At 72.1% G+C, this 20,480-nt stretch carries 24 protein-coding genes; 16 read left to right on the top strand and 8 right to left on the bottom strand.

The features are described from left to right. Positions 1-28 precede the first annotated feature (28 nt). A complete protein-coding gene (locus AB0D67_RS18805) occupies positions 29-1,069 on the top strand; it encodes a helix-turn-helix domain-containing protein (protein WP_362936658.1) in 1,041 nt (346 codons plus the stop codon). Between the two features lie 306 nt (positions 1,070-1,375). On the opposite strand, the gene AB0D67_RS18810 is transcribed toward AB0D67_RS18805, so the two are convergent. Together AB0D67_RS18810 and AB0D67_RS18815 are read right to left on the bottom strand one after the other, a co-directional pair. Beyond that, positions 1,376-1,876, bottom strand: coding sequence for a hypothetical protein (locus AB0D67_RS18810; RefSeq protein WP_362936661.1), 501 nt, complete (start codon positions 1,874-1,876; stop codon positions 1,376-1,378). A 238-nt stretch (positions 1,877-2,114) separates the two neighbouring features. Next, a complete protein-coding gene (locus AB0D67_RS18815; RefSeq protein WP_362936664.1) occupies positions 2,115-2,657 on the bottom strand; it encodes a TetR/AcrR family transcriptional regulator in 543 nt (180 codons plus the stop codon). A 60-nt stretch (positions 2,658-2,717) separates the two neighbouring features. On the opposite strand from AB0D67_RS18815, the gene AB0D67_RS18820 reads away from it, so the two are divergent. The 5 genes from AB0D67_RS18820 (at position 2,718) to AB0D67_RS18840 (ending at position 7,466) form a co-directional block, all read left to right on the top strand. Next, complete coding sequence (locus AB0D67_RS18820; RefSeq protein WP_362936667.1) at positions 2,718-3,887, top strand: FAD-dependent monooxygenase; 1,170 nt, start codon at positions 2,718-2,720, stop codon at positions 3,885-3,887. A 76-nt stretch (positions 3,888-3,963) separates the two neighbouring features. Continuing rightward, positions 3,964-4,386, top strand: a complete 423-nt coding sequence (locus AB0D67_RS18825) for a DUF4267 domain-containing protein (RefSeq protein ID WP_362936670.1) — start codon at positions 3,964-3,966, stop codon at positions 4,384-4,386. 182 nt (positions 4,387-4,568) lie between these two features. Then, on the top strand, positions 4,569-5,339 hold the full coding sequence (locus tag AB0D67_RS18830; RefSeq protein WP_362936673.1) for an NAD(P)H-binding protein: 771 nt from the start codon (positions 4,569-4,571) through the stop codon (positions 5,337-5,339). Between the two features lie 133 nt (positions 5,340-5,472). Continuing rightward, a complete protein-coding gene (locus tag AB0D67_RS18835) occupies positions 5,473-6,093 on the top strand; it encodes a helix-turn-helix domain-containing protein (RefSeq protein WP_362936676.1) in 621 nt (206 codons plus the stop codon). Further along, the gene (locus tag AB0D67_RS18840; RefSeq protein WP_362936679.1) at positions 6,090-7,466 is read left to right on the top strand and encodes an MFS transporter; all 1,377 of its coding nucleotides are present in this window, start codon (positions 6,090-6,092) and stop codon (positions 7,464-7,466) included. Before AB0D67_RS18835 ends, AB0D67_RS18840 begins: the two co-directional genes overlap by 4 nt. Here AB0D67_RS18840 and AB0D67_RS18845 read toward each other — a convergent pair. Both AB0D67_RS18845 and AB0D67_RS18850 read right to left on the bottom strand, forming a co-directional pair. After that, positions 7,441-7,695: a hypothetical protein gene (locus AB0D67_RS18845; RefSeq protein ID WP_362936682.1), complete on the bottom strand. Its 255-nt coding sequence runs from the start codon at positions 7,693-7,695 to the stop codon at positions 7,441-7,443. The genes AB0D67_RS18840 and AB0D67_RS18845 overlap by 26 nt on opposite strands. Then, positions 7,696-8,067, bottom strand: coding sequence for a DUF6247 family protein (locus AB0D67_RS18850; protein WP_362936685.1), 372 nt, complete (start codon positions 8,065-8,067; stop codon positions 7,696-7,698). It lies immediately after the preceding gene. A 480-nt stretch (positions 8,068-8,547) separates the two neighbouring features. Between AB0D67_RS18850 and AB0D67_RS18855 the strand changes: the two genes are divergently transcribed. The 3 genes from AB0D67_RS18855 to AB0D67_RS18865 all read left to right on the top strand — a co-directional run bounded on the left by AB0D67_RS18855 (position 8,548) and on the right by AB0D67_RS18865 (position 9,951). Next, positions 8,548-8,841, top strand: a complete 294-nt coding sequence (locus AB0D67_RS18855) for a hypothetical protein (protein ID WP_362936688.1) — start codon at positions 8,548-8,550, stop codon at positions 8,839-8,841. A gap of 436 nt (positions 8,842-9,277) precedes the next feature. Further along, positions 9,278-9,556, top strand: a complete 279-nt coding sequence (locus AB0D67_RS18860) for a hypothetical protein (RefSeq protein ID WP_362936691.1) — start codon at positions 9,278-9,280, stop codon at positions 9,554-9,556. Beyond that, positions 9,553-9,951, top strand: coding sequence for a PIN domain-containing protein (locus AB0D67_RS18865; protein ID WP_362936694.1), 399 nt, complete (start codon positions 9,553-9,555; stop codon positions 9,949-9,951). Before AB0D67_RS18860 ends, AB0D67_RS18865 begins: the two co-directional genes overlap by 4 nt. Positions 9,952-10,018: 67 nt before the next feature. Here AB0D67_RS18865 and AB0D67_RS18870 read toward each other — a convergent pair whose 3' ends face one another. Continuing rightward, on the bottom strand, positions 10,019-10,822 hold the full coding sequence (locus tag AB0D67_RS18870; protein ID WP_362936697.1) for an aminotransferase class IV family protein: 804 nt from the start codon (positions 10,820-10,822) through the stop codon (positions 10,019-10,021). A 118-nt stretch (positions 10,823-10,940) separates the two neighbouring features. Here AB0D67_RS18870 and AB0D67_RS18875 point away from each other — a divergent pair, with 118 nt between their 5' ends. Beyond that, complete coding sequence (locus tag AB0D67_RS18875; RefSeq protein ID WP_362936700.1) at positions 10,941-11,285, top strand: MerR family transcriptional regulator; 345 nt, start codon at positions 10,941-10,943, stop codon at positions 11,283-11,285. 156 nt (positions 11,286-11,441) lie between these two features. Here AB0D67_RS18875 and AB0D67_RS18880 read toward each other — a convergent pair whose 3' ends face one another. Next, the gene (locus AB0D67_RS18880) at positions 11,442-11,732 is read right to left on the bottom strand and encodes a hypothetical protein (RefSeq protein WP_362936703.1); all 291 of its coding nucleotides are present in this window, start codon (positions 11,730-11,732) and stop codon (positions 11,442-11,444) included. Between the two features lie 137 nt (positions 11,733-11,869). Then, a complete protein-coding gene (locus AB0D67_RS18885; RefSeq protein WP_362936706.1) occupies positions 11,870-12,322 on the bottom strand; it encodes a carboxymuconolactone decarboxylase family protein in 453 nt (150 codons plus the stop codon). A gap of 80 nt (positions 12,323-12,402) precedes the next feature. Here AB0D67_RS18885 and AB0D67_RS18890 point away from each other — a divergent pair, with 80 nt between their 5' ends. After that, positions 12,403-15,228, top strand: a complete 2,826-nt coding sequence (locus tag AB0D67_RS18890) for a BTAD domain-containing putative transcriptional regulator (protein ID WP_362936709.1) — start codon at positions 12,403-12,405, stop codon at positions 15,226-15,228. 141 nt (positions 15,229-15,369) lie between these two features. Beyond that, positions 15,370-15,921: a phospholipase gene (locus AB0D67_RS18895; protein WP_362936712.1), complete on the top strand. Its 552-nt coding sequence runs from the start codon at positions 15,370-15,372 to the stop codon at positions 15,919-15,921. 167 nt (positions 15,922-16,088) lie between these two features. On the opposite strand, the gene AB0D67_RS18900 is transcribed toward AB0D67_RS18895, so the two are convergent. Further along, positions 16,089-16,622: an SgcJ/EcaC family oxidoreductase gene (locus AB0D67_RS18900; protein WP_362936715.1), complete on the bottom strand. Its 534-nt coding sequence runs from the start codon at positions 16,620-16,622 to the stop codon at positions 16,089-16,091. 42 nt (positions 16,623-16,664) lie between these two features. Between AB0D67_RS18900 and AB0D67_RS18905 the strand changes: the two genes are divergently transcribed. The 4 genes from AB0D67_RS18905 (at position 16,665) to AB0D67_RS18920 (ending at position 20,463) form a co-directional block, all read left to right on the top strand. Beyond that, complete coding sequence (locus AB0D67_RS18905) at positions 16,665-17,147, top strand: MarR family transcriptional regulator (protein ID WP_362936718.1); 483 nt, start codon at positions 16,665-16,667, stop codon at positions 17,145-17,147. 158 nt (positions 17,148-17,305) lie between these two features. After that, positions 17,306-18,289, top strand: a complete 984-nt coding sequence (locus tag AB0D67_RS18910; protein WP_362936721.1) for a BtrH N-terminal domain-containing protein — start codon at positions 17,306-17,308, stop codon at positions 18,287-18,289. A gap of 303 nt (positions 18,290-18,592) precedes the next feature. Next, positions 18,593-19,591, top strand: coding sequence for an ATP-binding cassette domain-containing protein (locus AB0D67_RS18915; RefSeq protein WP_362936724.1), 999 nt, complete (start codon positions 18,593-18,595; stop codon positions 19,589-19,591). Further along, positions 19,588-20,463, top strand: coding sequence for an ABC transporter permease (locus AB0D67_RS18920; protein ID WP_362936727.1), 876 nt, complete (start codon positions 19,588-19,590; stop codon positions 20,461-20,463). Before AB0D67_RS18915 ends, AB0D67_RS18920 begins: the two co-directional genes overlap by 4 nt. Positions 20,464-20,480 lie beyond the last annotated feature (17 nt).

A 20,480-nucleotide genomic window follows, 5' to 3' on the forward strand; every position in this document is an offset into this window, starting at 1 on the left:
GAATGCCATTGCCCGTACAATTTCGGACATGAACACTGTCGCGCTGGCCGCCACCGACGGCATGCTGCACTTCGAGCTGTCCCTGGCGTACGAGGTCTTCGCCACCGCCCCGGCCGGTGTGACGGTCCCCTGGTACGACGTCACCGTCTGCGGGCCGGGCGCCGTACGGCTCGGCCGGTTCCTGCTGGAGCCCGACCACGGCCTCGACCGGCTCCGGCACGCCGGCACCGTGATCGTCCCGGGCTGGGCCGACGTCGACGTCGATCCGCCCGCCGACCTGGTCGACGCGGTGCGCGAGGCCCACGAGGCGGGCGCGCGCGTGGCCTCCCTCTGCACGGGCGCGTTCGTGCTGGCCGCCGCCGGTCTGCTGGACGGCAGGCGCGCGACCACGCACTGGGCGCACACCGGGGACCTGGCCGCCCGCCACCCCCGGGTGGAGGTGGACCCGGACGTCCTGTACGTGGACGACGGCAGCGTGCTCACCTCGGCCGGCAAGGCCGCGGCCATGGACCTGTGCCTGCACCTCGTCCGTCTCGACCACGGCTCCTCGGTCGCCAACACGGTCGCCCGCCGCCTGGTCGTGCCACCGCACCGGGACGGCGGTCAGGCCCAGTTCGTCACCGCCCCGGTGCCCGCCCCCGACGACCACCCGCTCGCCGAACTGTTCCCCTGGGTGATCGAACGGCTGGACCGGCCGCTGACCGTGGAGGACCTGGCCCGCCGGGCGCGGATGAGCTCACGGAACCTGAACCGCCACTTCAGGTCGGTGACCGGCACCACCCCGCTGCAGTGGCTGATGACCCAGCGGATCCGTCACGCCCAGGAACTGCTGGAGACCACCGGCGACGGCGTCGACGCCATCGCGGCGGCCACCGGCATGGGCACCGCCACGACGCTGCGCCGGCACTTCAACCGCACGGTCGGTGTGCCCCCGGACACCTACCGCCGCACCTTCCGCTCCCGGACCCGCCCCGGGCCGGGCGGCGGGACGGATCCCGCCGACGGTTCCGGTGGCATCGGGACGGGTTCCGCCCTTCACGGCTCCGCGGGGTCCGGCTCGAACCGGTAGACCGTCGAGTCCCGCCGCCGGAACCCGGCGCGGCAGGCCGTCCGGAATAGCGTTGCCCGCCATGACCGACTTCATCGCCCTCCCCTTCTACGACCTCATCCACGAGGACGCGCACGTTCCGGAGATCCGCAGGACGCTGCCCCCGCTCCTGGCCGGGGCGGGATTCACGCGGGTCGGCGCGCCCGACGGCCTCCTCGCCCGGCGGCTCGCCCAGGTTCTGTTCTGTGGGACCTCGCCACGGCGAAAATCCACAGAACAGAATCCAGAGCCCGATCCGAAGCCTGGTGGCGCCGCCGGGTGGCGGGTTCATGTCCTCGGGCCGGGCGGGCAGTCGTCGCAGACCCGGCACCAGCCGAGCTCGGAGCAGTGGACGCCGTGGGCGGGGCAGAACGTCTCCTCGTCATCCGCGCCCGGCCAGCTCCACGTCCCGGACGGGCCGTACCGCGCGGGCAGTTCGAACCGCTCGACGATGTCCCGGTACGCGCGCAGGTGCGGCTCCGCGAGGGCCGGGTCGTAGCACAGCTCGTCCCAGCGGTGGCGGGTGCCGGCCAGGTCGATGGCGCGCAGGAGGAACGCCTTCTGCCGGGGGAATTCCGCCGGGTCCCAGGCGATCTCCTTCAGGTCGAAGCCGACGCAGCCGCGGCCGGCGAGGTTCTGGTCGTGCCAGGCGATCCACTGCGCCAGCGCCCGTTCCCATTCGCCGGCGGCCAGGTCGGACAGGGCGAACTGCAGCACGGACAGGAACGCGTCGGTCGCGCCGTTGGAGAGCCTCAGGACACGAGGACCGTCGCCGAAGCCGTTGGCCATGGGCGCGACTCCTCTGCGGGCGGTTGCCGGGGGCCGGCGTCGATCGTAGGGGAGTTCGGGCCGGGGCTCCAGAGCGGTGGCCGGTGCGCGTGGCGACGGCGATGACGGCCATCGCCGCCCGGCCGTGAGGCGGCCCTCCGCTTGACGCCGTGCCCGGCGAGTTCGTGTTCGAAGGCCCGGCGGCATCGCCACGGCGAGCCGTGATCCGCCGCACCGTCACCGCCTGCGGTGCGCGGCCTCACCCTTCTGGCGGCGTCGGCGCGGGTTCCATCAGGACGCGCAAGCCCTCCAGCAGGTCCGCCGGAGCCGGCGCGCCGTCGGGGTCCACCAGCCACTGCGCCGCCAGGCCGCCCACCAGGGTCTGGATCACGGCTCCCACCTTCTCGGAGTCGGAGCCGAACAGCTCCGCCAGCCCCAGCCTGGCCTGCCGTCCCGCCTCCGCGAAGGACTCGCGCATCTCGGGGGTGCGCGCCATGTGCGCGACCAGCTCGAACTGGATCACCCACAGTGGCCTGGCGCGGGTGAAGGACTCGATGACCTTGGCCCAGGTCGTCTCGAAGTCTCCCGGCCCGGCCAGCGCCCGGCCCAGGTCGTCGGCCCATTCCTGCATCGCCTCCACCACCGCCTCGTTGAGCAGCGCGTCTTTCGTGCCGTAGTGGTAGCCGATCGCGGCCAGGCTGACCCCCGCGGCCGTGGCGATGTCACGCGCGGTCGTGCGGAAGTAGCCCTTCTCGTAGAGGCAGTGCTTGGCGCCTTCCAGAAGATCTTCTCGATTTCCCATGGACCCGAGCTTACACAGCCGTCTTGCACATGCGTCTAACACATATGTACTATTCGTGGCGTGACGAACATCCTGATCTCCGGCGCCGGCATGGCGGGCATGACCCTGGCCTACTGGCTCCGCGAGCACGGCTTCACCCCGACCGTCGTCGAGCGCGCCGCCGACATCCGCGAAGGCGGCTACAAGGTCGACATCCGGGGCGCCGCCCTCGACGTCGTCGAGAGGATGGGCCTGCTGGAGGAGATCCGCGCCCTGCGCACCGACGTCCGCGCCGGCTCGGTCGTCGACGGCGAGGGCCGCCGGGTGGCCAGCATGGACGGCGACAGCTTCGGCGGCCGCGTCCACCAGGACGCCGAACTGCACCGCGGCGACCTCGCCCGGCTCCTCCACGAGGCGACCGCCGGCGTCGAGTACGTCTTCGGCGACTCGATCGCCGCCATCGACGGCACCCGGGTCACCTTCGCCGGCGGGCTCGTCCGCGACTTCGACCTCGTCATCGGCGCCGACGGGCTGCACTCCAACACCCGCGCCCTGGCCTTCGGCCCCGAGGAGCGCTTCGTCCACGACATGGGCTACAACGTCTCGATCTTCAGTGTGCCCAACCACCTCGGGCTCGACTGCGAGGAGCTCACCTACGTCGGCCCCGGCCGCACGGCGCTGCTCTACAGCACCCGCCAGGACGCCGGCGCGAAGGCCATGTTCCTGTGGGCCGCCACCGGCAAGGCAGGCGACCGAGCCGAGCAGGAGCGTGCGCTGGCCGAGGCCTACCGCGGATCAGGGTGGGAGGTGCCACGCCTGCTGGAGGCCATGACCGGCGCCCCCGACTTCTACTACGACTCCATGAGCCAGGTGCGCATGGACACCTGGCACGCCGGCCCGGTCGCCCTGGTCGGCGACGCCGCCTACTGCGCCTCACCCGCCTCCGGCCAGGGCACCAGTCTCGCGCTGGTCGGCGCGTACGTGCTGGCGGGCGAGCTCAAGCGGGCCGGTGGCGACCACACCGTCGCCTTCCCCGCGTACGAGGCGCGGATGCGGTCCTTCGTCGCGACCAACCAGGCCCTGGGCACCGCCAACATCAAGCGCATGGTCCTGTCGAGCCGCTCCCAGGTCCGCATGTCGATGCTGATGCTGCGTCTGGTCAACCTGCTGCCCGGCAAGGACCGGATCATGGCCAAGGTCGTCGAGCCGATCCACCGCGCCGCCACCGCCATCGACCTGCCCGCCTGGTGACACCTCGCGGACACCCCGCCTGGACCCGCGACCGCCAGGCGTCCTGACCCCCACCGTCCTTGAAAGAGATCTCTCAATGTCCACGAAACCGCTGTCTCGCACCACGGTCGGCACTGTCCTCGCAGTCGTCGGCGCCCTGTTCATCGGCTATGTCGGGGTGAGTTACCTGCTGGCTCCTCAGTCCATGGCGCCCAACTTCGGCCTGCCGAGCTGGCCACATGACGAGGGCGCGGGATTCCTCGCCGTCAAGGGAATCCGGGATCTGGTGTCCGGTCTGGTGATCCTCGCGGTCCTGGCGACAGGCAACCGTCGCGTCCTGGGCTGGGTCATGGTGGCTGCGGCGCTCACCCCGATCGGCGACATGTTCATCGTGCTGCTCTCCGGCGGAGACCCCGCAACCGCCTTCGGCGTGCACGGTGCCACCGCCGCCGCGGTCGCCCTCGCCGGGGGCCTCCTGCTCAGCGGTTCCCGAGCCGGGTCGCCGAAAACTGCCGCCTGACAGCCGGCCCATCGGGCGCCCGTCTTCTGGGCGGCGGCGAGCGGCGGCTGGGGTCACGTTCAGGAGCGGAGGGCCGAGACGGGGGTCTCCGCCCGGAAAACGATCCGCCCGGAAAACGAGTGGCGACGCGCTTCCCGCCGGGAGTTCACTGAGGGCCCACCGCACGCAGAGGGAGTCCTCCGTTGATCGCAGTCTCGGCCGCCTCGGGCGCGCTCGGCCGCCTCGTCATCGCTCACCTGCGCACCCGGACGGAGGTGACCGCCGTGGTGCGCGACCCCGGACGGGCCCCCGAGGGCGTCCCGGTACGGCGCGGCGACTACGACGACCCGGCGAGCCTGCGTGAGGCCTTCGACGGGATCGGCCGCCTGCTGCTGATCTCGTCCCCGGAGCTCGACACCGCCCGCAGGGCCGGGCAGCACCTGGCCGCCGTGGCCGCCGCGAAGGACGCCGGCGTCGGCGCCGTCGTCTTCACCAGCTTCCTGGGGGCCGACACCGCCGCCACCGGCCTGACCGAGGCGTACCACGCCACCGAACAGGCCATCCTCGGCAGCGGCCTGCCGTACACGATCCTGCGGCACCCCTTCTACGGCGACGCGTTCGTCCCGCGGGTCTCCGGCGGGGAGCTGACCGCGAGCACCGGGGGGCGCGGCCTGAACACCGCGTTCCGGTCGGACCTGGCCGAGGTGGCCGCGAACGTGCTGACGGGCGAGGGGCATCTGGGCCGGGCGTACGACCTCACCGGCCCGCTGTGGAGCCACCCGGAGGTGGCGGAGGCGCTGGGGGTGCCGTACCGGGAGGTCCCGGACGCCGGTCCGGCCGCCATGAGCTGGATCAACGCCCAGGTGCGCGCGGGTGCGCTGGAACGGCAGACCCCCGACCTGGAGAAGGTGCTCGGCAGGCCCGCCGAGACGGTCGTCTCCCGCGCCCTGGAGCTGCACGGCGCACCGCGCTGACCGCCGGGCATGTCATGCCGGCCGGCTGGTGACGATGCCGCCGGCCGTCCGGCCCGGAATCACTTGCCGGTGGGCCCCGGACATATATACAAGAGACATTGCACAATGATTCTTGTGCATTTACGGTGGGGTAATGCGTGATCACCAGACGAGCGGTACGGCGGACGGGACGCCGGAAGCCCGCGCGGCGGACGAAGTACACGAGGTGCGCGAGGTGCGCGACTCGAAGGTGCTGGCCGCGATGTCCCACCCGCTGCGCCGGCGCCTGCTGGACATCCTGCGGGTGGACGGCCCCTCCACGGTGTCCGTGCTCGCCGGAAGGACCGGGCAGGCCGTCGGCAACATCAGCCATCACCTGAAGGTCCTCGCCGCAGGCGAGCTGGTGGAGGAGGTCCCCGAGCTCGCCCGCGACCGCCGGGAACGCTGGTGGCGCAGGTCGCCGGGCGTCCTCAGCTGGTCGTCGGCGGACTTCCCCGACGACCCCGTGGCGGCGGCGGCCGAGTCCCTGGTCCTGGAGCGGCAGACCGCCCTCGTCCGGCAGTGGTTCGCCGAGCGTGAGAACTACCCCGAGCCGTGGCGGCGGGCCGCGTTCACCACCGACCACTGGGCGAGGCTGTCGGTCGCCGAGCTCGCCGAGCTGGAGGAGAAGGTCTTCGCCCTGCTGTCCTCACTGGCGGACCGGGAGATCCCCGACGACGGGCAGGAACGCGAGCTCGTCTTCCTGTCCGTCCGCGCCGTCCCCGGGCAGCCGTGACCGCGGCGGCCGCCACGCCGGCCGTACGGAACGGTCCGCCGAGGACGCGCGACTTCCGGCTGCTGTGGATCGGCGAGACGACGAGCATGCTCGGCAGCGCCGTCGCCGGTGTGGCGCTCCCGCTGGTCGCCGTGGTGACGCTGCGCGCCGGGACCTTCGCCGTCGGCCTGCTGACCGCGGCCGCCTGGCTGCCGTGGCTGCTGGTCGGACTGCCCGCGGGCGCGTGGGTGGACCGCCTGCCGAAACGGCCGGTGATGCTGGCGTGCAACACCGTCTCGATGGCGGTGTTCGCGAGCGTGCCGGTCGCGGCGTGGTCCGGCGTGCTCACGATGACGCACCTGCTCGTGGCGGCCATCGTGGGCGGGGTGGCGAAGGTGTTCTTCAACCTCGCCTACCGCGCCTACCTCCCCTCCCTGGTCGGAGACGAGCGGCTGCTCGCGGCCAACACCAGGCTCCAGGGCAGTGAGTCGGCCGCCCAGGTCGCCGGCCCGGGGCTGGCGGGGCTGCTCGCGCAGGGCTTCGGTGCGGTCAGCGGCGTGCTGGCCGACGCGCTCAGCTTCGGCGTCGCCGTACTGTGCCTGCGCTCCATCCGCATACGCGAAACACGCCGGGACGGCACGGCGGGCGAGCCGCGCCGAGGTGGCGGGGGGAACGAGCCGCGCCGGGACGGCACGGCGAGCGGAGCGTACGGGGGCGGTACGGCGAAGCGGCGGCTGCGCGCGGAGATCCGCGACGGGCTGCGGTTCGTCGTGGGCGACCCGTACCTGCGCACACTCACCGTCTTCAGCGCGCTGTCCAACATCGCACTGATGGGCTACCAGTCGATCCAGGTCGTGTTCCTGACCCGGAACCTCGGAGCCCAGCCCGGACAGGTGGGCCTGGTGCTGGCCCTGGCCGGCGCGGGCGGTTTGCTGGGGGCGGCGCTGGCCGGCCGGATCGCCGCCCGGTTCGGGACGGCGCGGGGGTTCCTGCTGTGCGAGGCGTTTGCCGCGCCGATGCTGCTGCTCGGCCCGGCCGGCAGCGGCGGCACGGGCCTGGTGTCCTTCACCGCCGCCGGTTTCGGCGCGGGCGCGGGCATCGTCGCCTCGAACATCCTGACCTCCACCTTCCGCCAGCGGTACTGCCCGGCGGAGCTGTTCGGGCGGATCACCGCGAGCACGTCGGCGCTGAACTACGGCGCGATCCCCCTCGGCGGGCTGCTCGGCGGCGTGCTGGGCGAGACGGTCGGCGTCCGCGGGACCATGTGGCTGATGGCCGCCGTCCAGCTCCTCTCCATCACCGTCCTGCTGCTCGGCCCGCTCCGCCCCCTGCGCGACTTCCCCACGCACCCCCCGGCGCGATGCCTTCTCAGGCGTACCAGGCGACTTGAATGATCTCCACCAGCCGGCGGTACTCGACGATCAGGTAGGTGACCATGCCCGAGCCGCCATCGCCGAACGTCTGGGTCCGCATCGGGGCGTCAGGCCGTTCCCGTACGAAAGGGTTGCCGCTCCACGGTGCGACGTGAAGGAACACGGTCACCTCGTGGAACGCCGTGAGCGCTTCAGCCGGAAGGGCGGCGATCTGCTCGTCCACCTGCTTGCTCTTACCGACCGTGTACATCTAGAGATCGAGCTCCACGCCGAGCTCGGCCGCCCGTTCAGCGAGAACATCCCGCAGAGGTCTCCCCGGAACGTACTCGTCACGCTCGATCCGCTCCTGGATGCGAGCTCCGTGCTCCAGAACCGCTTCGTACTCTCCGGTCGCCTTCATTCTGGCCATGTGCCACCAATGCGCCAGCAGGGCGTTGACGGGTGCGAGGTCCAGCTCCTCGGTGGCCTTGGCCATGGCCTGCCGGTAGTCCCTGTCGAAGTGGTCGCGATCACTGGAGGGAAGGCAGGCACGGATGTTACGCGGACTCCGATCGGCCTTCAGGGACTCAAGGATCTGTACAGGCGTCCGGATGCCGATCAGTCCGTGCGGCTCCGCGGTCATTCCGCCACCTCCTCACACTCGCGGGTGCCCTGACCCGGTGAGCGAGCCGGGACATCCGCCATCGAGCTTAGCTGGCGTGGGCCGACACGGGAGGTTGATCGGAACGCCACGATGGCCTGGCGTCATCGTGGTGGCGGTGCGGAAATATGGATCAACGGTGGTCTGAGTCGCCGGTGGCCTGATCGCTCCCTGGCCGGCATGCCCGGCCCCCGAGCAGGCGGAGCGCCGCGAGGACTCCCAGGGAGACCCGCGTACTCGCGGGCTTCGCGCCGGACGCCGACCGGCGCCGTGGTGGAGATGTCGCGGACCAGGCGAAGGGTCGCCGGGCGGCCGATGACCTCCTCGCCAGGCTCCTGTCCTCCTGCTTGAGCAGGATGGAGGCCGCGATGCGGTGGGCCTCGGCGGACAGCGCATGGGCTCGTAGCCTCTCGTCACCGATGAATCGACGGCGGCGAACGGCCGGGTCGGAGGGAGCGTCGGATGAATTCGATCATGCGGGCCGCCGCGGCCTTCACCGAATACCAGCGTCGGCGGCGTGAGGCGTTCGCGCTCACCCGGTTGCGCGATGAGTTGCTGAAGCACAAGGTCCATGCCGAGCTGCGTGACGACGACAGTGTCCTGATGGTCCATCGTCCCGGCGGGGCCGGTCTTCCGGTGTGGGTGTTCGTCGGGTACGGCGGGGCCTATTACTCCTGGCGGTCCGCGGAGAAGCGTCATCCGGTGAGCGACCTTCAAGGTGCCGCACAGGTTCTGGCCGGCTCCGTCGGTCGCTGAGACGGGCACGGCGAGGTGGCGAGTCCGCCGGTGAGGAGGGGGCCGGAAGGGCGTCACCCCTTCCTCGCCGTGCCTCCCGGCTCCCCGGCGGGCAGTAGAGCATGGTCGCGCGGCCCACCCCCTGTCCGCGCGTCTTTCCCCCGTCTCTCCTGCCTGCCGGGGCCGCTCCACAGCCGATCACCGCGCGAGACGCGCGGCAGCACCGTGATCGCCGTCCAGGTGAGCACGACCCGGAGGAACGAAACGCGGCCGGACCGGGCCTCCCCACATGTCCGCCGGTGCGCCGCCTTCCCTGGGCTGCCATGTAGCTCTCCTGTCCGGGCTGGTGAATGCGGGGCCGGCCGGCGAACCTGTCCCGGTAGTGGTTCTGACGCCGTCGCGGGTGTGTCTCCTCCTGGAGCGGGCTCTATGGCATTTCCAATGCCATACTGAGGTCATGGCTGATGATATGGAGTTTCCTCCCGGTGACGGCCCCACCAACGGGATCTCCGTCACCTTGACCGCCGGCACTTTGCAGGCGATCCGCGATCGGGTCGGCAAGCGGGGTGTCTCGGCATACCTGGAGAAAGCCGCTCAGCGGCAGATCGAACGGGACAACCTGGACGAGCTGATCGCTGACTTCGACCGGGTGCACGGCCCTGCCGACCCGGAGGCGGTGGCGGCCAAACTCGCCCGGCTCACCGGCGGCGCCTCGGACGCCGGGGCGGCCGCGTGAGTGGTGTCCTGGTCCTGGACAGTGAGGGCCTGTCGAAGGCCGTACAGCGCGACCGGGAGATTCACGAGTGGCTGACGGCGGCCCGCGACGCGGACCTGCCGGTCGTCACCTCGGCCGCGGTGCTCGTCGAGGCGACCCACCCCAAGATCAACGACGCCGCGCTGAAGTGGACGCTGTCCCGGTTGCGTGTGGACCCGGTCACCCAGGTGGTCGCGCACTCCGCAGCCACCCTGCTGCGTACCGCGGGACTGCACGGTCACAAGTACGCCATCGACGCCATGCTGTGTGCGACCGCGCTGCAGCATTCGGGCCGGGTGACGATCCTGACCTCCGACGTGGAGGACATCGAACTGCTCACCACCGGGCACCCGCGAGTGCGGATCGAGAAGGTCTGACCCTGATTCAGGGGCATCGCGGCGGTGGCGGGGAAGCATGGATCGACGGCGGCGGCCGGACGGACCCTTACGGTGAGACGAGCGGTTCGGACTCGTAGGCCCGGTGCAGCAGTTCCATGAAGGACGGCGCGTCGGGCAGGGGCACGGAGCCGATCCGGCGCACCGCCACCCCCGGGGTCCACGAGTTCATGACCACGGCCCCCGCCAGTGCCGGCAGGTCGGCGGGAGTGACCTCCCGGACGCGCTGGGGCACGCCGAGGTGGTCCAGCCGCCGGCGGACGATGCCCATCGTGATCCCGTCCAGCACCTCGGCCTCGGGCCACACCACGGCGGTGCCGTCCCAGAAGGCCAGGTTCCAGATCGTCGCCTCGCTGAGCCGCCCCCGGCGGTCGACGAAGGCGGCGTCGTCGAAGCCCTGATCGACGGCCTGGCGGAGGAGGTACGTCTTGGCCACCTCGCCGACGTGCTTCACGGCGGGAAGGAAGCGCTCGTGCTCGACCATCGCCAGCGCGAGCGGAGCCCGGGGGCCGGACACGGCCGGCCTGGTGCGCACCAGCACTTCGAGCGGCACATCGGCTCCCGCCGTCGTGAACTCGCCCGTGGGGGAGTACACCGTGGCCGTCAGCGAGAGGTCGGCCGGCCCGGCCTGCACCGCCGCTCGCAGGCACGCCCGCACCCGGTCGTCGGGCAGAGCCCGGCCGAACAGCGTCACCGAGGCGGAGCGGAGCCGTTCCAGGTGCAGGTCGAGGCCCCGTACCCGGCTGTCGCGTACCTGCATGGCGGTGAAGTGGGCGTAACCCGCGAAGGCCAGCGGCGCCAGTTCGCCGGCGCTCGCCGTACGCCCGTCAAGGTGGGCGACGAAAGACGACATGAGGTGCTCCAGCGGTGCGAGACGAAACGGATCGCGGGCGGTCCGTCCGGAATGCCCGCCCGTGGGACGACGTTAGGGCTTCGCATCAGTGTGAAGGTCAACCTTGGGAGCGGGTCGCATGCTGATCGGGGAGCTGTCCCGGCGCACCGGAGTCAGCACGCGGTTGCTGCGTTACTACGAGACGCAGGGGCTGCTCGAGGCCGGGCGCGGGCCGAACGGCTACCGCCACTACGCCGACGACTCCGTGGTCACGGTGCGGCAGATCCGCGCCCTGCTGAGAGCGGGCCTGACCACCGAGGTGATCCGCATCGCGCTGCCGTGCGCGCGGGGCGAGCGCCCGGACTTCGACTGGTGCGCGGAGCTGTGGGACATCCTGAACGGGGAGCTGACGGCCATGGACGAGCGCATCGAGGGTCTCCAGCGCAGCCGCGGCGCCCTCGCGGACTTCCTGACGCGGCCCTGAGTCGTGGAGCCGTACGGCCGGCGCTTCCTCTCCCGGGACCGAGGTGATCCGCGGCGGACGAACGGCCGGATCCCGGCGGCGTCCCGGGTGCCGGGACGGCCGCGTGAGCGGTGTCCCGGCGCCGGACGGTGAGGATCCGGCGAGGCCCGTGCGGTGTCAGCGCTCGTCGACGACCCGGCCGTTCAGGGCGGTGGCGCCCTCGGTGAGGGCCATGGTCAGCGGCGCCTCCGGGAAGGTGGGCAGCGCGGCGAACGCGGCGCCCATCTGCTCGGCGGTCTCCCAGTGCCAGGTGTCGGTGTAGGCGCCGTCCTCAAGCCGGACCAGCACGGTGCGGGTGAGCCCGGGGTGTCCCTCCCGGACGGTCGCGATCAGCGAGTTCCGGCGGGCGAGGAACTCCTCCAGGTCGGTGCCGGCGACGGAGTAGCGGTGCGAGCGGACGACGGACATGTCGGTGTCTCCTGTACGTGAGGGGTGGTTCGGTGGAGGGGGCCTCCCGTGCCGGGGTCTCTCGCGCGGGAACCCCGGGGCGGGCAGGCGGTCCTCCGGTTCTCCGGTTCAGGTGTCCCCCCGTGCGGGGGCGGGGTTCACCAGCTGCCGGCGACCTGCCGGATCGGGGCGTTCAGGCGGTTGAAGAGGTTGGTGACGGCGGTCATCAGCAGGATCGAGGCCATCTGCCGCTCGTCGAAGTGGGCGGTGGCGTTGTCCCAGATCTCGTCGGGGACGGCGTCGGTGCGGTCGGCCAGCCGGGTCGACGCCTCCGCCAGCTCCAGCGCGGCCCGCTCCGCGTCGGTGTAGTAGGGGGCCTCGCGCCAGGCGGACACCAGGCCGACGCGCTCGTCGCTCGCGCCGAGCTTGCGCAGGTTCTTGTAGCCGGCGTCGACGCAGAAGCTGCAGCCGTTGATCTGGCTGACCCGCAGGTGGATCATCTCCATGAGCTCCTGGGGGAGCCCCTGCGACTGGGCGGCCCGCATCAGCTCCATGATCGGCTTCATCGCGGCGGGGATGATCGTGGCGGGGTTCTTCATCCGGGCTTCCATCGTGTCTCCTCCGTCTCGGTCCGGGCGGGACCCTCGGTTCGTGTGAGATCAGGTTGTCCGACCGGGTTGATACATTCGCGATGCGCGTGCGATGCGGTGACCACGGGGGGACGATGCTGCGGTTCACTCTTCTCGGCCCCGTCCAGGTGGTCCTGGACGGCGAGCCACTGACCGGCATCGCCCCGCGTCATCGCGCGGTGCTGGCCTACCTCCTGCTCAACGCCGGTCGGGTGATCGGCATCGAGCGGCTGATCGAGGCGATGTGGGGCCACGACCGGCCCGACACCGCCCGGTCGCAGATCCACGCCTCGATCACCGCGCTCCGCAGGGTGCTGCGCGGCGCGGGAGCCGCGGAGCTGCTCGAGACGCGTGCCGGCGGCTACGTCGCGCGGCCGGAGCCCGGACAGGTCGACGCGCGGGAGTTCACCGGGCTGGTGGCCGCCGGCGCGCTACGCGAGGCCCTGGACCTGTGGAGCGGTGAGGCCCTGGAGGACGTGCACGCGCACTACGCCGACGGCGTCCGGGAGCTCTGGAACGACCGGCGCCTTTCGGCCTACGAGCGCCTGGTGGAGGGCGAGCTCGCCGCCGGGCGGCACGGCGACCTGCTCGACGGGCTCGCCGCCCAGGCGGCCGTCAACCCGCTCCGCGAGAAGCTCAACGGCCATCTCGTCCTGGCCCTGCACCGGGCGGGACGGCAGGCCGACGCCCTCGCCGCGGCGCGCGCGTACCGTACGGCTCTCGCGGACGAACAGGGCCTCGACCCCGGGCACGCCTTCACCGAGCTGGAGCGGGCGGTCCTGGCGGACGACCCTGCCCTGCGCCTCGCCGGCACGGCTCCGGCCGTTCCCGGGCCGCCACGCCGCTCCACCTTCCTGCCCTACGACATCCCCGACTTCTCCGGGCGGGCCGCCGAGCTGGAGCGGCTCGTCGGCGAGCGGCGCGGACCGGCGGTCGTCACGATCGACGGCATGGCCGGGATCGGCAAGACCACGCTCGCCGTCCACGCGGCCCACCGGCTGGCCGCCCGCTACCCGGACGGCCGGCTCTTCATCGACCTGCTGGCCCACACCGCGGGCCGGGAGCCGCTCGACGCCGCCTCCGCGCTGGAGGCCCTCCTCCGCCAGCTCGGGGTGCCCGCGGACCGCATCCCGGTCTCATCCGCCGAGCGGGGCGCCCTCTGGCGCGCCGAGCTGACCGGCCGCCGGGTGCTCGCCGTACTGGACAACGTCCTCGACGCCGAGCAGGTGCGTCCCCTTCTGCCGGGGCACTCCGACACCCTCGTCCTGGTCACCGGCAGGTGGCGGCTCGTCGACCTGGACGGCGCGCAGGCGCTCTCGGTGGACGTGCCGAGCGAGGAGGACGCCGCCGGGCTGTTCGAGCGGATCGTGGGCGAACGCGCCCGCCGCGAGCCGGACGCCGCGCGCGAGGTGCTGCGGCTCTGCGGGCGTCTCCCGCTCGCCATCCGGCTCTCGGCCGCCCGCCTCCAGCACCGGCCGCGCTGGACCGTCTCCTACCTGGCGGACCGGCTGCGGGAGCGCCGCCGGCTGCTGGACGGGGTGTCGGCGGCCTTCACCCTCTCCTACGAGCAGCTGGACGACGCCGAGCAGCGCATGTTCCGCCTGCTCGGGCTGGTGCCCGGTCGTGACATCGACGCCCGCGGCGCGGCCGCGCTGGCGGGGATCCCGGAGGACGAGGCGGAGGAGCTCCTCGAAGGTCTCCTCGACGCCCACATGCTCCTACAGCTCGAACCGGGCCGGTACACCTTCCATGACCTGCTCCGCGAGCACGCGCGCTCGATCGCCGAGGACGACGGAGCCGTCCTGCGGCTGCTCACCTACTACCTGCACCGCGCCCGCGCGGCGATGGACCTGCTCTTCCCCGACAACCTGAGCGAGCGGGAGGGCGTCCCCCGGCCGGACACCCCGATCGCGCCCGTCCGCGACGCCGCGGAGGCGATCGCCTGGCTCGACGCCGAGCGTTCCAACATCATCGCGACCGCCGTCCACGGGCCGGAGATCTGCCTGGGCATGCTGGCCCTGGCGATGCGCCCCTATCTCGACCGGCAGGCGCACCACGACGACGCGCTCACCCTCCACACCCTGTCGCTCCGGCGCAGTCGTGCGCTCGGCCGCCGCGAGTTCGAGGCGCGGGCGCTCACCGACCTGGCGTGGACCCACTGGCGGCTCGGCGAGTACGAGCGGGCGGAGGAGCACGCGCACCAGGCCCTCGACGTGTGTGAGGAGGCGGCCGAACGGGCTCGGGCCCTGCTCACCCTGGGCAACGTGGCCCTGCGGCGGAGGCAGGACGAACCGGCGGAACGGTACCTCAGGCAGGCGCTCGACCTCACCCGGATCGGCGCCGACACGTGGGGCGAGGCCCACGTGCTCGGCATCCTCGCCCTCGTCCTCGACCGGACGGGTCGTCCGCAGGAGGCCCGGCGCCACCTCGACCTGGCGCTGGAGCTCCACCGGAAGATCGGCAACCCGGCCGGGGAGGCGACGACCCTCGACCATCTCGGCGTCGTCCTGCGGCACCAGGGTGAGCTCGTCCGGGCGCGCACCCGCCACGAGCAGGCCGCGGCTCTCCACCGAGGGTTCGGCGACACCGCCGGCGAGGCGTCCGCGCTCAACGGGCTGGCCGAGGCGGCGGGAGACCCGGTCCGGGCGGTGGAGGAGCACACGGCCGCGCTCGCCCTCGCCGACCTGACGCGCAACCGGCCGGAACAGGCGCGCGCCCATGACGGTCTGGCCCGCGCCCACCTTGCGCTCGGGGACCCGGCGCGGGCCCATGAGCACGCGCGGCTGGCCCTCGACCTGTACGGCGAGCTCCGGGTTCCGGAGGCCGAGGAGGTCCGCGCCCTCCTGGGACGCACCGGAGAACCCGTACGGTCCTACGTCGAACTGTAAGCGCCGTAAACGGCTTTTGCTGACAAATGTTGACCTTGGACTTGACGAAGATCCGTTCCGGTGCGCCGGGGAATTCCAGGCCATTCTGGGCGATGGCAGGATCCTGCCCGAGAGGTACCCCCCAGCCTGAGGCGGAGCCCCATGGTCAAACGAGCCCTCGCAACCGTCGCACTCTCCCTCGTCGCGTCACTCGGGGCGGCGCTGCCCGCCTACGCGGTGACACCGGAACAGAAGCTCGCCGCGCTTTCGAATTTCAGCCAGCCCACGTCGTCCAGCGCCGCCGCCTGGCGCTCCGCCTGGCAGAACCAGGGGAGCTGGGCGGAGTACGCCTTCGACTGGTCGACCGACCTCTGCTCGGCGAGCCCCGACCAGCCGCTCGGCTTCGACTTCAGGATGCCGTGCCGGCGTCACGACTTCGGCTACCGCAACTACAAGGCGGTGGGTCAGTTCCCGGCGAACAAGTCGCGCATCGACGACTCGTTCTACTTCGACATGAAGCAGGTCTGCGCCGGCTACTCCACCATCCCCAGGAGCACCTGCAACGGCCTCGCCTGGAGCTACTACCAGGCGGTCAGGGAGTTCGGCACGCTCAACGTCACCCAGGCGCAGATCGAACGGATCCGCCAGGCCTCCGAGCAGGCCGCCCGGGAGGACCAGGCCTCCGAGCAGGCCGCCCGGGAGGACGGCGTCTGACCCTCCCGCCCCCGGAGGTCACTCCCGGAGGCGATGCCGTACCGGCGAGGCCCGATCGGCCGGGGCGGCGGCCACGTGCGGAACCGGGAGGATTCCGGAGGGGATCGGAGCCCGGACCGGGGACCCCGGTCCGGGCCTTCGCCGTCGGAGCGGGGGAGAGGGGCCGGTCACGCCGTTCCGCGGGGCCGGCGCCGGTGGAGGCCGAGCCGATGGGCGGCGCGTGTCATCAGCCGGGACATCCTGGAGGGGAGGCTGCCGGGTTCGGGGACGGTGACGGGGCGGACGCGGCCGTTGTGGATGGCGTCGATCTTCCAGCCGGTCTCCGTACGCACCGCGACGATGGTCTGCCGGGACAGCCGTCGCCTGGGGAGCGTGGACCGCCAGGGCATCAGGACGGAGGCCGTGCCGTGCGCGATCGCCACGTCCGGTGTGGGATGGCGGATCGACTCCAGGTCGCCGACCAGCGCCGAGCCGGCCAGGACGCCGCGGAAGAGCTTGTCGTGGTTGTGCTGGTGGGTCCGGCGGCCGTGGGCGATGGTGCCGTCGTAGGAGACGTAGTCGGAGTCGTCGGTGAACAGCTCGCCGAACGCTTTGGCGTCACCCGCCGTCCAGGCCGCCATGAAGTCGGCGAAGAGTTGCTCGATCTGGGCGGTGTCGGTTCGAGGGTCGGAGACGGGTCCGGCGGGGGCGGTCGAGCGCATGGTGATGCCTCCATGAGTGATATCTTCGTTTCGTTTAACGAAATGTACGATAACAGAAAGATTCGAGTGTCGAAATATAGTGTCATCGGAGAGATCGCCATGGAGCTCCGGCGGCTGCAGCAGAGCGTCGACGCCTTCGACGAGGCGGCCGCCGCCCGGCTCGGCCTCAACCGCACCGACCTGCGCTGCCTCGATGTGGTCCTGGCCGAGGGGCCGGTGTCCGCGGGCCGGATCAGTGCCGCGCTGAAGCTGAGCCCCGCGGCCACCACTACGGTCATCGACCGGCTGGAACGCGCGGGCATGGTGGGCCGTTCCGCCGATCCGGGCAACCGCCGCCGTGTCCTGGTCGCCGCGACCGATGCCGCCCGGTCGGCCGAAGCCGAGATCTTCGTGCCCGTCGGTCAGGCGGGCGTCCAGGCTTTGCAGGAGTACGGGCCGGACGAACTGGCCGTCATCCTCGGCTTCCTGCGCACCGCCCGCGAGGTCCAGGAGGAGCAGGCCGCCCGCGTCAGGGCCATGCCCTGAGCCGGGCCGGTGATGAGAAGAGGGGCGGCCGGCGAGGTGAGGATCGCGCGGCTGGACTCTCCCCCTGTGGGAGATCCCATGATTGCCGCTGACGAGCCTGGCGGCCGGCCAGGGAGGTGGCGGCGCGCCGGTCGCCCGGTTGCCGAGGAGGGCGACGTATGACCATCGTGAAGGGCGTCGAGGCGCGTGACACGCACCACTGTGAGACGACGGCGCTGGGGGTGCTGCTGCGGCACGAGGGACTCGACCTGTCCGAGCCCATGCTGTTCGGGCTGGGCTCGGGCCTGTCCTTCGTCTACTGGGACGCCAAGGGCATGGAGTTCCCCTTCCTCGGAGGCCGCGTCAGGCCCTTCGAGCTCACCAGGAACCTGACCGCCAGGCTGGGACTGACCCTGGAGGTCAAGGAGACCGCCTCGCCGCGCAGGGCGTGGGAGAACGCGGCCGCCCCCGTCGACGCCGGCCGGCCGGTCGGCCTCCAGCTCGACTGCTACCACCTGGAGTACTTCCGGTCCAAGGTGCACTTCGGCGGCCACGTCGTCGCCATGTACGGCTACGACGAGCACGACGTGCACCTGGTGGACACCGGGCAGCAGGGCGGGGCGGTGCGCACCGGCCGGGCCGCCCTGGCCCTGGCGCGGGCCGAACGCGGCCCGATGACCGCCAGGAACCGGTCCTTCACCATCGCCCTGCCGGAGCGCCCGCCCCGCTGGCAGGACCAGGTCGTCCCCGCCGTCAGGGACTGCGCCGCCGCCTTCCTGTCCGCTCCCATCGCGAACCTCGGCCACCGGGGCATCGGGAAGGCCGCCGAGCGGGTACCCGGATGGCTGCTGCGCGCGGGCGACCCGCGGCGGGACCTGCCGCAGGCGGCCGTCCTCATGGAGGAGGCCGGCACCGGCGGCTCCCTGTTCCGCGCTCTCTACCGCGACTTCCTCGGCGAGTGCGCCGAGCTGGTCGGCGACGCCGGCCTCCGCACCGGTCAGAGGCTGTACGCCGAGGCCGCCATCCTGTGGACGGACGTGGCCGCCCTGATCGCGAAGGCCGGGGAGAGCGGCGACGCGGGACATCTCGAACAGGCCGGGGCCATCCTCCGCGATCTCTCGCGCGTCGAGGGGGACGCCATGGAGGTGCTGCGCCGGCTTTGACGCGCTCTCCGGCGGACGCCCGCGTTCGTCCGGCGGCGAGACCGCCGGGTGGGATCGGGGCCGCCGTCGCCCGCCGTACCCGGGGCGCCGGAGCCGGTGGAACCGGGCGGGATCGAGGTCGCCGTCGCCGGCCGTATCCGGGGCGCCGGAACCGGTGAGACCGCCGGTCCGGTGATGAAACCGCCGGTCCGGCGGTGAAACCGCCGGTCCGGCGGTGAAACCACCGTGAAGCCGCGGTGAAGCCGGCGACGCGGAAGCTCTTCTCCGAGGCCGGGAGGTGCCCGGCGTCAGAGAGGAGGCGTCATGGCGGACCTCGACGCCGTCCGGGCCGACGGCCTGGTCAAGGACTTCGGAGACTTCCGGGCCGTGGACGAAGTCGATCTCCACGTACGGCAGGGCGAGATCTTCGGGGTTCTGGGCCCCAACGGGGCGGGCAAGACCACCATGCTCCGGATGCTCGCCACCCTGCTCCCGATCGACGGCGGACACGCGGAGATCTTCGGTGTCGACGTCCGGCGGGAACCCCATCGCATCCGGCAGCTGGTGGGCGTCACCGGTCAGTACGCCTCGGTGGACGAGGACCTGACCGCCCGGGAGAACCTGCGGCTGTTCGCCCGCCTGCAGGGCCTGACGAGCACCCGGGCCAAGGCCGTCGCCGGTGACCTGCTGGAGCGCTTCGGTCTCCAGGAGGCGGCCGACCGTCCCCTGGCCCACTTCAGCGGCGGCATGCGCCGCCGCCTGGACCTGGCGTCCAGTCTGATCACCCGCCCGCCCCTGATCTTCCTGGACGAGCCCACGACCGGTCTCGACCCGAGGACCCGGGGCCAGATGTGGGACACGATCCGCGAGCTGGTCACCGACGGCTCCACGATCCTCCTCACCACCCAGTACCTGGACGAGGCCGACCAGCTGGCCGGCCGCGTGGCCGTGATCGATCGGGGCCGGAAGGTCGCCGAGGACACTCCCGACGCCCTGAAGACCCAGGTCGGCGACTCGACCCTGCAGCTCGGCCTCGCGGACGGCTCCGACATCGCCCTGGCCGCGGACGTCGTCCGCCGGCTGCTGGCCGAGGAGCCGGTCCTGACCCCGGAGTCGGGACGGATGAACATCCCCCTGCCCGATCCCGACCGGGCCGCGGACGTCCTGATCGGCCTGCGGGAGGCGGGCATCGGCATCTCCTCGATGAGCGTCGCCAAGCCGACGCTGGACGAGGTCTTCCTGGCGCTGACCGGCCACGGCGCCGACGAATCCCGAACCGGCGAACCCCAGGCCGGCGAACCCCTCATGGAGGCGGCCCGATGACCACGAGCACCCCGGCCCCGGCGACCCTGACGACCCCGGCGACCCCCTCCGGCCGCGCCGCCCGGCGCGTCGACCCGGCCGCCGCGGTCGCCCGCACCACGTCCCACAGCTCGCTCCAGGAGACCGGGGTCCAGACCCTGGCCATGGCGTGGCGGGCGCTGAAGAAGATGCGCCGCAAGCCCGAGCAGTTCTTCGACGTCCTCATCCAGCCCCTGCTGTTCACCGCGATGTTCGCGTTCATCTTCGGCGGCGCGATCTCCGGCAGCGTGTCGGACTACCTCCCGGTGCTGATCCCCGGCATCCTCGCCCAGACCGCCCTGACCGTCTGCATGGCGACGGGCGTGCAGCTGCGTGAGGACATGGACAAGGGGGTCTTCGACCGCTTCAAGTCCCTGCCGATCGCGAGGATCGCCCCCCTGGCAGGCCCGATGATCGCCGATCTGATCCGTTACGGAATGGCGTCGGTCCTGACGCTCCTCACCGGCCTGCTCATCGGCTATCGTCCCGGCGGCGGCGTGTTCGGCTGCGTCGGGGGCATCGCGCTCACCGTGTTCGCGGGCTGGTCGCTGGCGTGGATCTTCACCTGGCTGGGCACGATGGCGCGTTCGGCGCAGAGCGTCCAGGGCATCTCGATGATGATCATGTTCCCGCTGACCTTCCTGTCCAACGCCTTCGTCCCCGCCGAGACGCTGCCCGGCTGGCTGGAGGCGTTCGTCAAGGTCAACCCGGTGTCGCACGTCGTCTCAGCGGTGCGCGACCTCTTCAACGACGGGGCCGTGACGGCCGAGGTCGGCTGGGCGGTCATCGGCTGCGTGGTCGTCATCGCGATCTTCGCTCCGCTGGCGGTCCGCTCCTACTCCCGCAAGATGTAGCCGGTGCCCGACCCCCG

The sequence above is a fragment of the Streptosporangium sp. NPDC048047 genome, assembly GCF_040653115.1.
GTDB lineage: Bacteria > Actinomycetota > Actinomycetes > Streptosporangiales > Streptosporangiaceae > Streptosporangium.

What these genes read in the sequence shown, in the direction of transcription:
- AB0D67_RS18805 (WP_362936658.1), top strand. Translation starts at nt 29, where the DNA reads ATGAACACTGTCGCGCTGGCCGCCACCGACGGCATGCTGCACTTCGAG.
- AB0D67_RS18810 (WP_362936661.1), bottom strand. Translation starts at nt 1,876, where the DNA reads ATGGCCAACGGCTTCGGCGACGGTCCTCGTGTCCTGAGGCTCTCCAAC.
- AB0D67_RS18815 (WP_362936664.1), bottom strand. Translation starts at nt 2,657, where the DNA reads ATGGGAAATCGAGAAGATCTTCTGGAAGGCGCCAAGCACTGCCTCTAC.
- AB0D67_RS18825 (WP_362936670.1), top strand. Translation starts at nt 3,964, where the DNA reads ATGTCCACGAAACCGCTGTCTCGCACCACGGTCGGCACTGTCCTCGCA.
- AB0D67_RS18835 (WP_362936676.1), top strand. Translation starts at nt 5,473, where the DNA reads ATGCGTGATCACCAGACGAGCGGTACGGCGGACGGGACGCCGGAAGCC.
- AB0D67_RS18845 (WP_362936682.1), bottom strand. Translation starts at nt 7,695, where the DNA reads ATGTACACGGTCGGTAAGAGCAAGCAGGTGGACGAGCAGATCGCCGCC.
- AB0D67_RS18850 (WP_362936685.1), bottom strand. Translation starts at nt 8,067, where the DNA reads ATGACCGCGGAGCCGCACGGACTGATCGGCATCCGGACGCCTGTACAG.
- AB0D67_RS18855 (WP_362936688.1), top strand. Translation starts at nt 8,548, where the DNA reads ATGAATTCGATCATGCGGGCCGCCGCGGCCTTCACCGAATACCAGCGT.
- AB0D67_RS18860 (WP_362936691.1), top strand. Translation starts at nt 9,278, where the DNA reads ATGGCTGATGATATGGAGTTTCCTCCCGGTGACGGCCCCACCAACGGG.
- AB0D67_RS18870 (WP_362936697.1), bottom strand. Translation starts at nt 10,822, where the DNA reads ATGTCGTCTTTCGTCGCCCACCTTGACGGGCGTACGGCGAGCGCCGGC.
- AB0D67_RS18875 (WP_362936700.1), top strand. Translation starts at nt 10,941, where the DNA reads ATGCTGATCGGGGAGCTGTCCCGGCGCACCGGAGTCAGCACGCGGTTG.
- AB0D67_RS18880 (WP_362936703.1), bottom strand. Translation starts at nt 11,732, where the DNA reads ATGTCCGTCGTCCGCTCGCACCGCTACTCCGTCGCCGGCACCGACCTG.
- AB0D67_RS18885 (WP_362936706.1), bottom strand. Translation starts at nt 12,322, where the DNA reads ATGGAAGCCCGGATGAAGAACCCCGCCACGATCATCCCCGCCGCGATG.
- AB0D67_RS18890 (WP_362936709.1), top strand. Translation starts at nt 12,403, where the DNA reads ATGCGCGTGCGATGCGGTGACCACGGGGGGACGATGCTGCGGTTCACT.
- AB0D67_RS18895 (WP_362936712.1), top strand. Translation starts at nt 15,370, where the DNA reads ATGGTCAAACGAGCCCTCGCAACCGTCGCACTCTCCCTCGTCGCGTCA.
- AB0D67_RS18900 (WP_362936715.1), bottom strand. Translation starts at nt 16,622, where the DNA reads ATGCGCTCGACCGCCCCCGCCGGACCCGTCTCCGACCCTCGAACCGAC.
- AB0D67_RS18905 (WP_362936718.1), top strand. Translation starts at nt 16,665, where the DNA reads ATGTACGATAACAGAAAGATTCGAGTGTCGAAATATAGTGTCATCGGA.
- AB0D67_RS18910 (WP_362936721.1), top strand. Translation starts at nt 17,306, where the DNA reads ATGACCATCGTGAAGGGCGTCGAGGCGCGTGACACGCACCACTGTGAG.
- AB0D67_RS18915 (WP_362936724.1), top strand. Translation starts at nt 18,593, where the DNA reads ATGGCGGACCTCGACGCCGTCCGGGCCGACGGCCTGGTCAAGGACTTC.
- AB0D67_RS18920 (WP_362936727.1), top strand. Translation starts at nt 19,588, where the DNA reads ATGACCACGAGCACCCCGGCCCCGGCGACCCTGACGACCCCGGCGACC.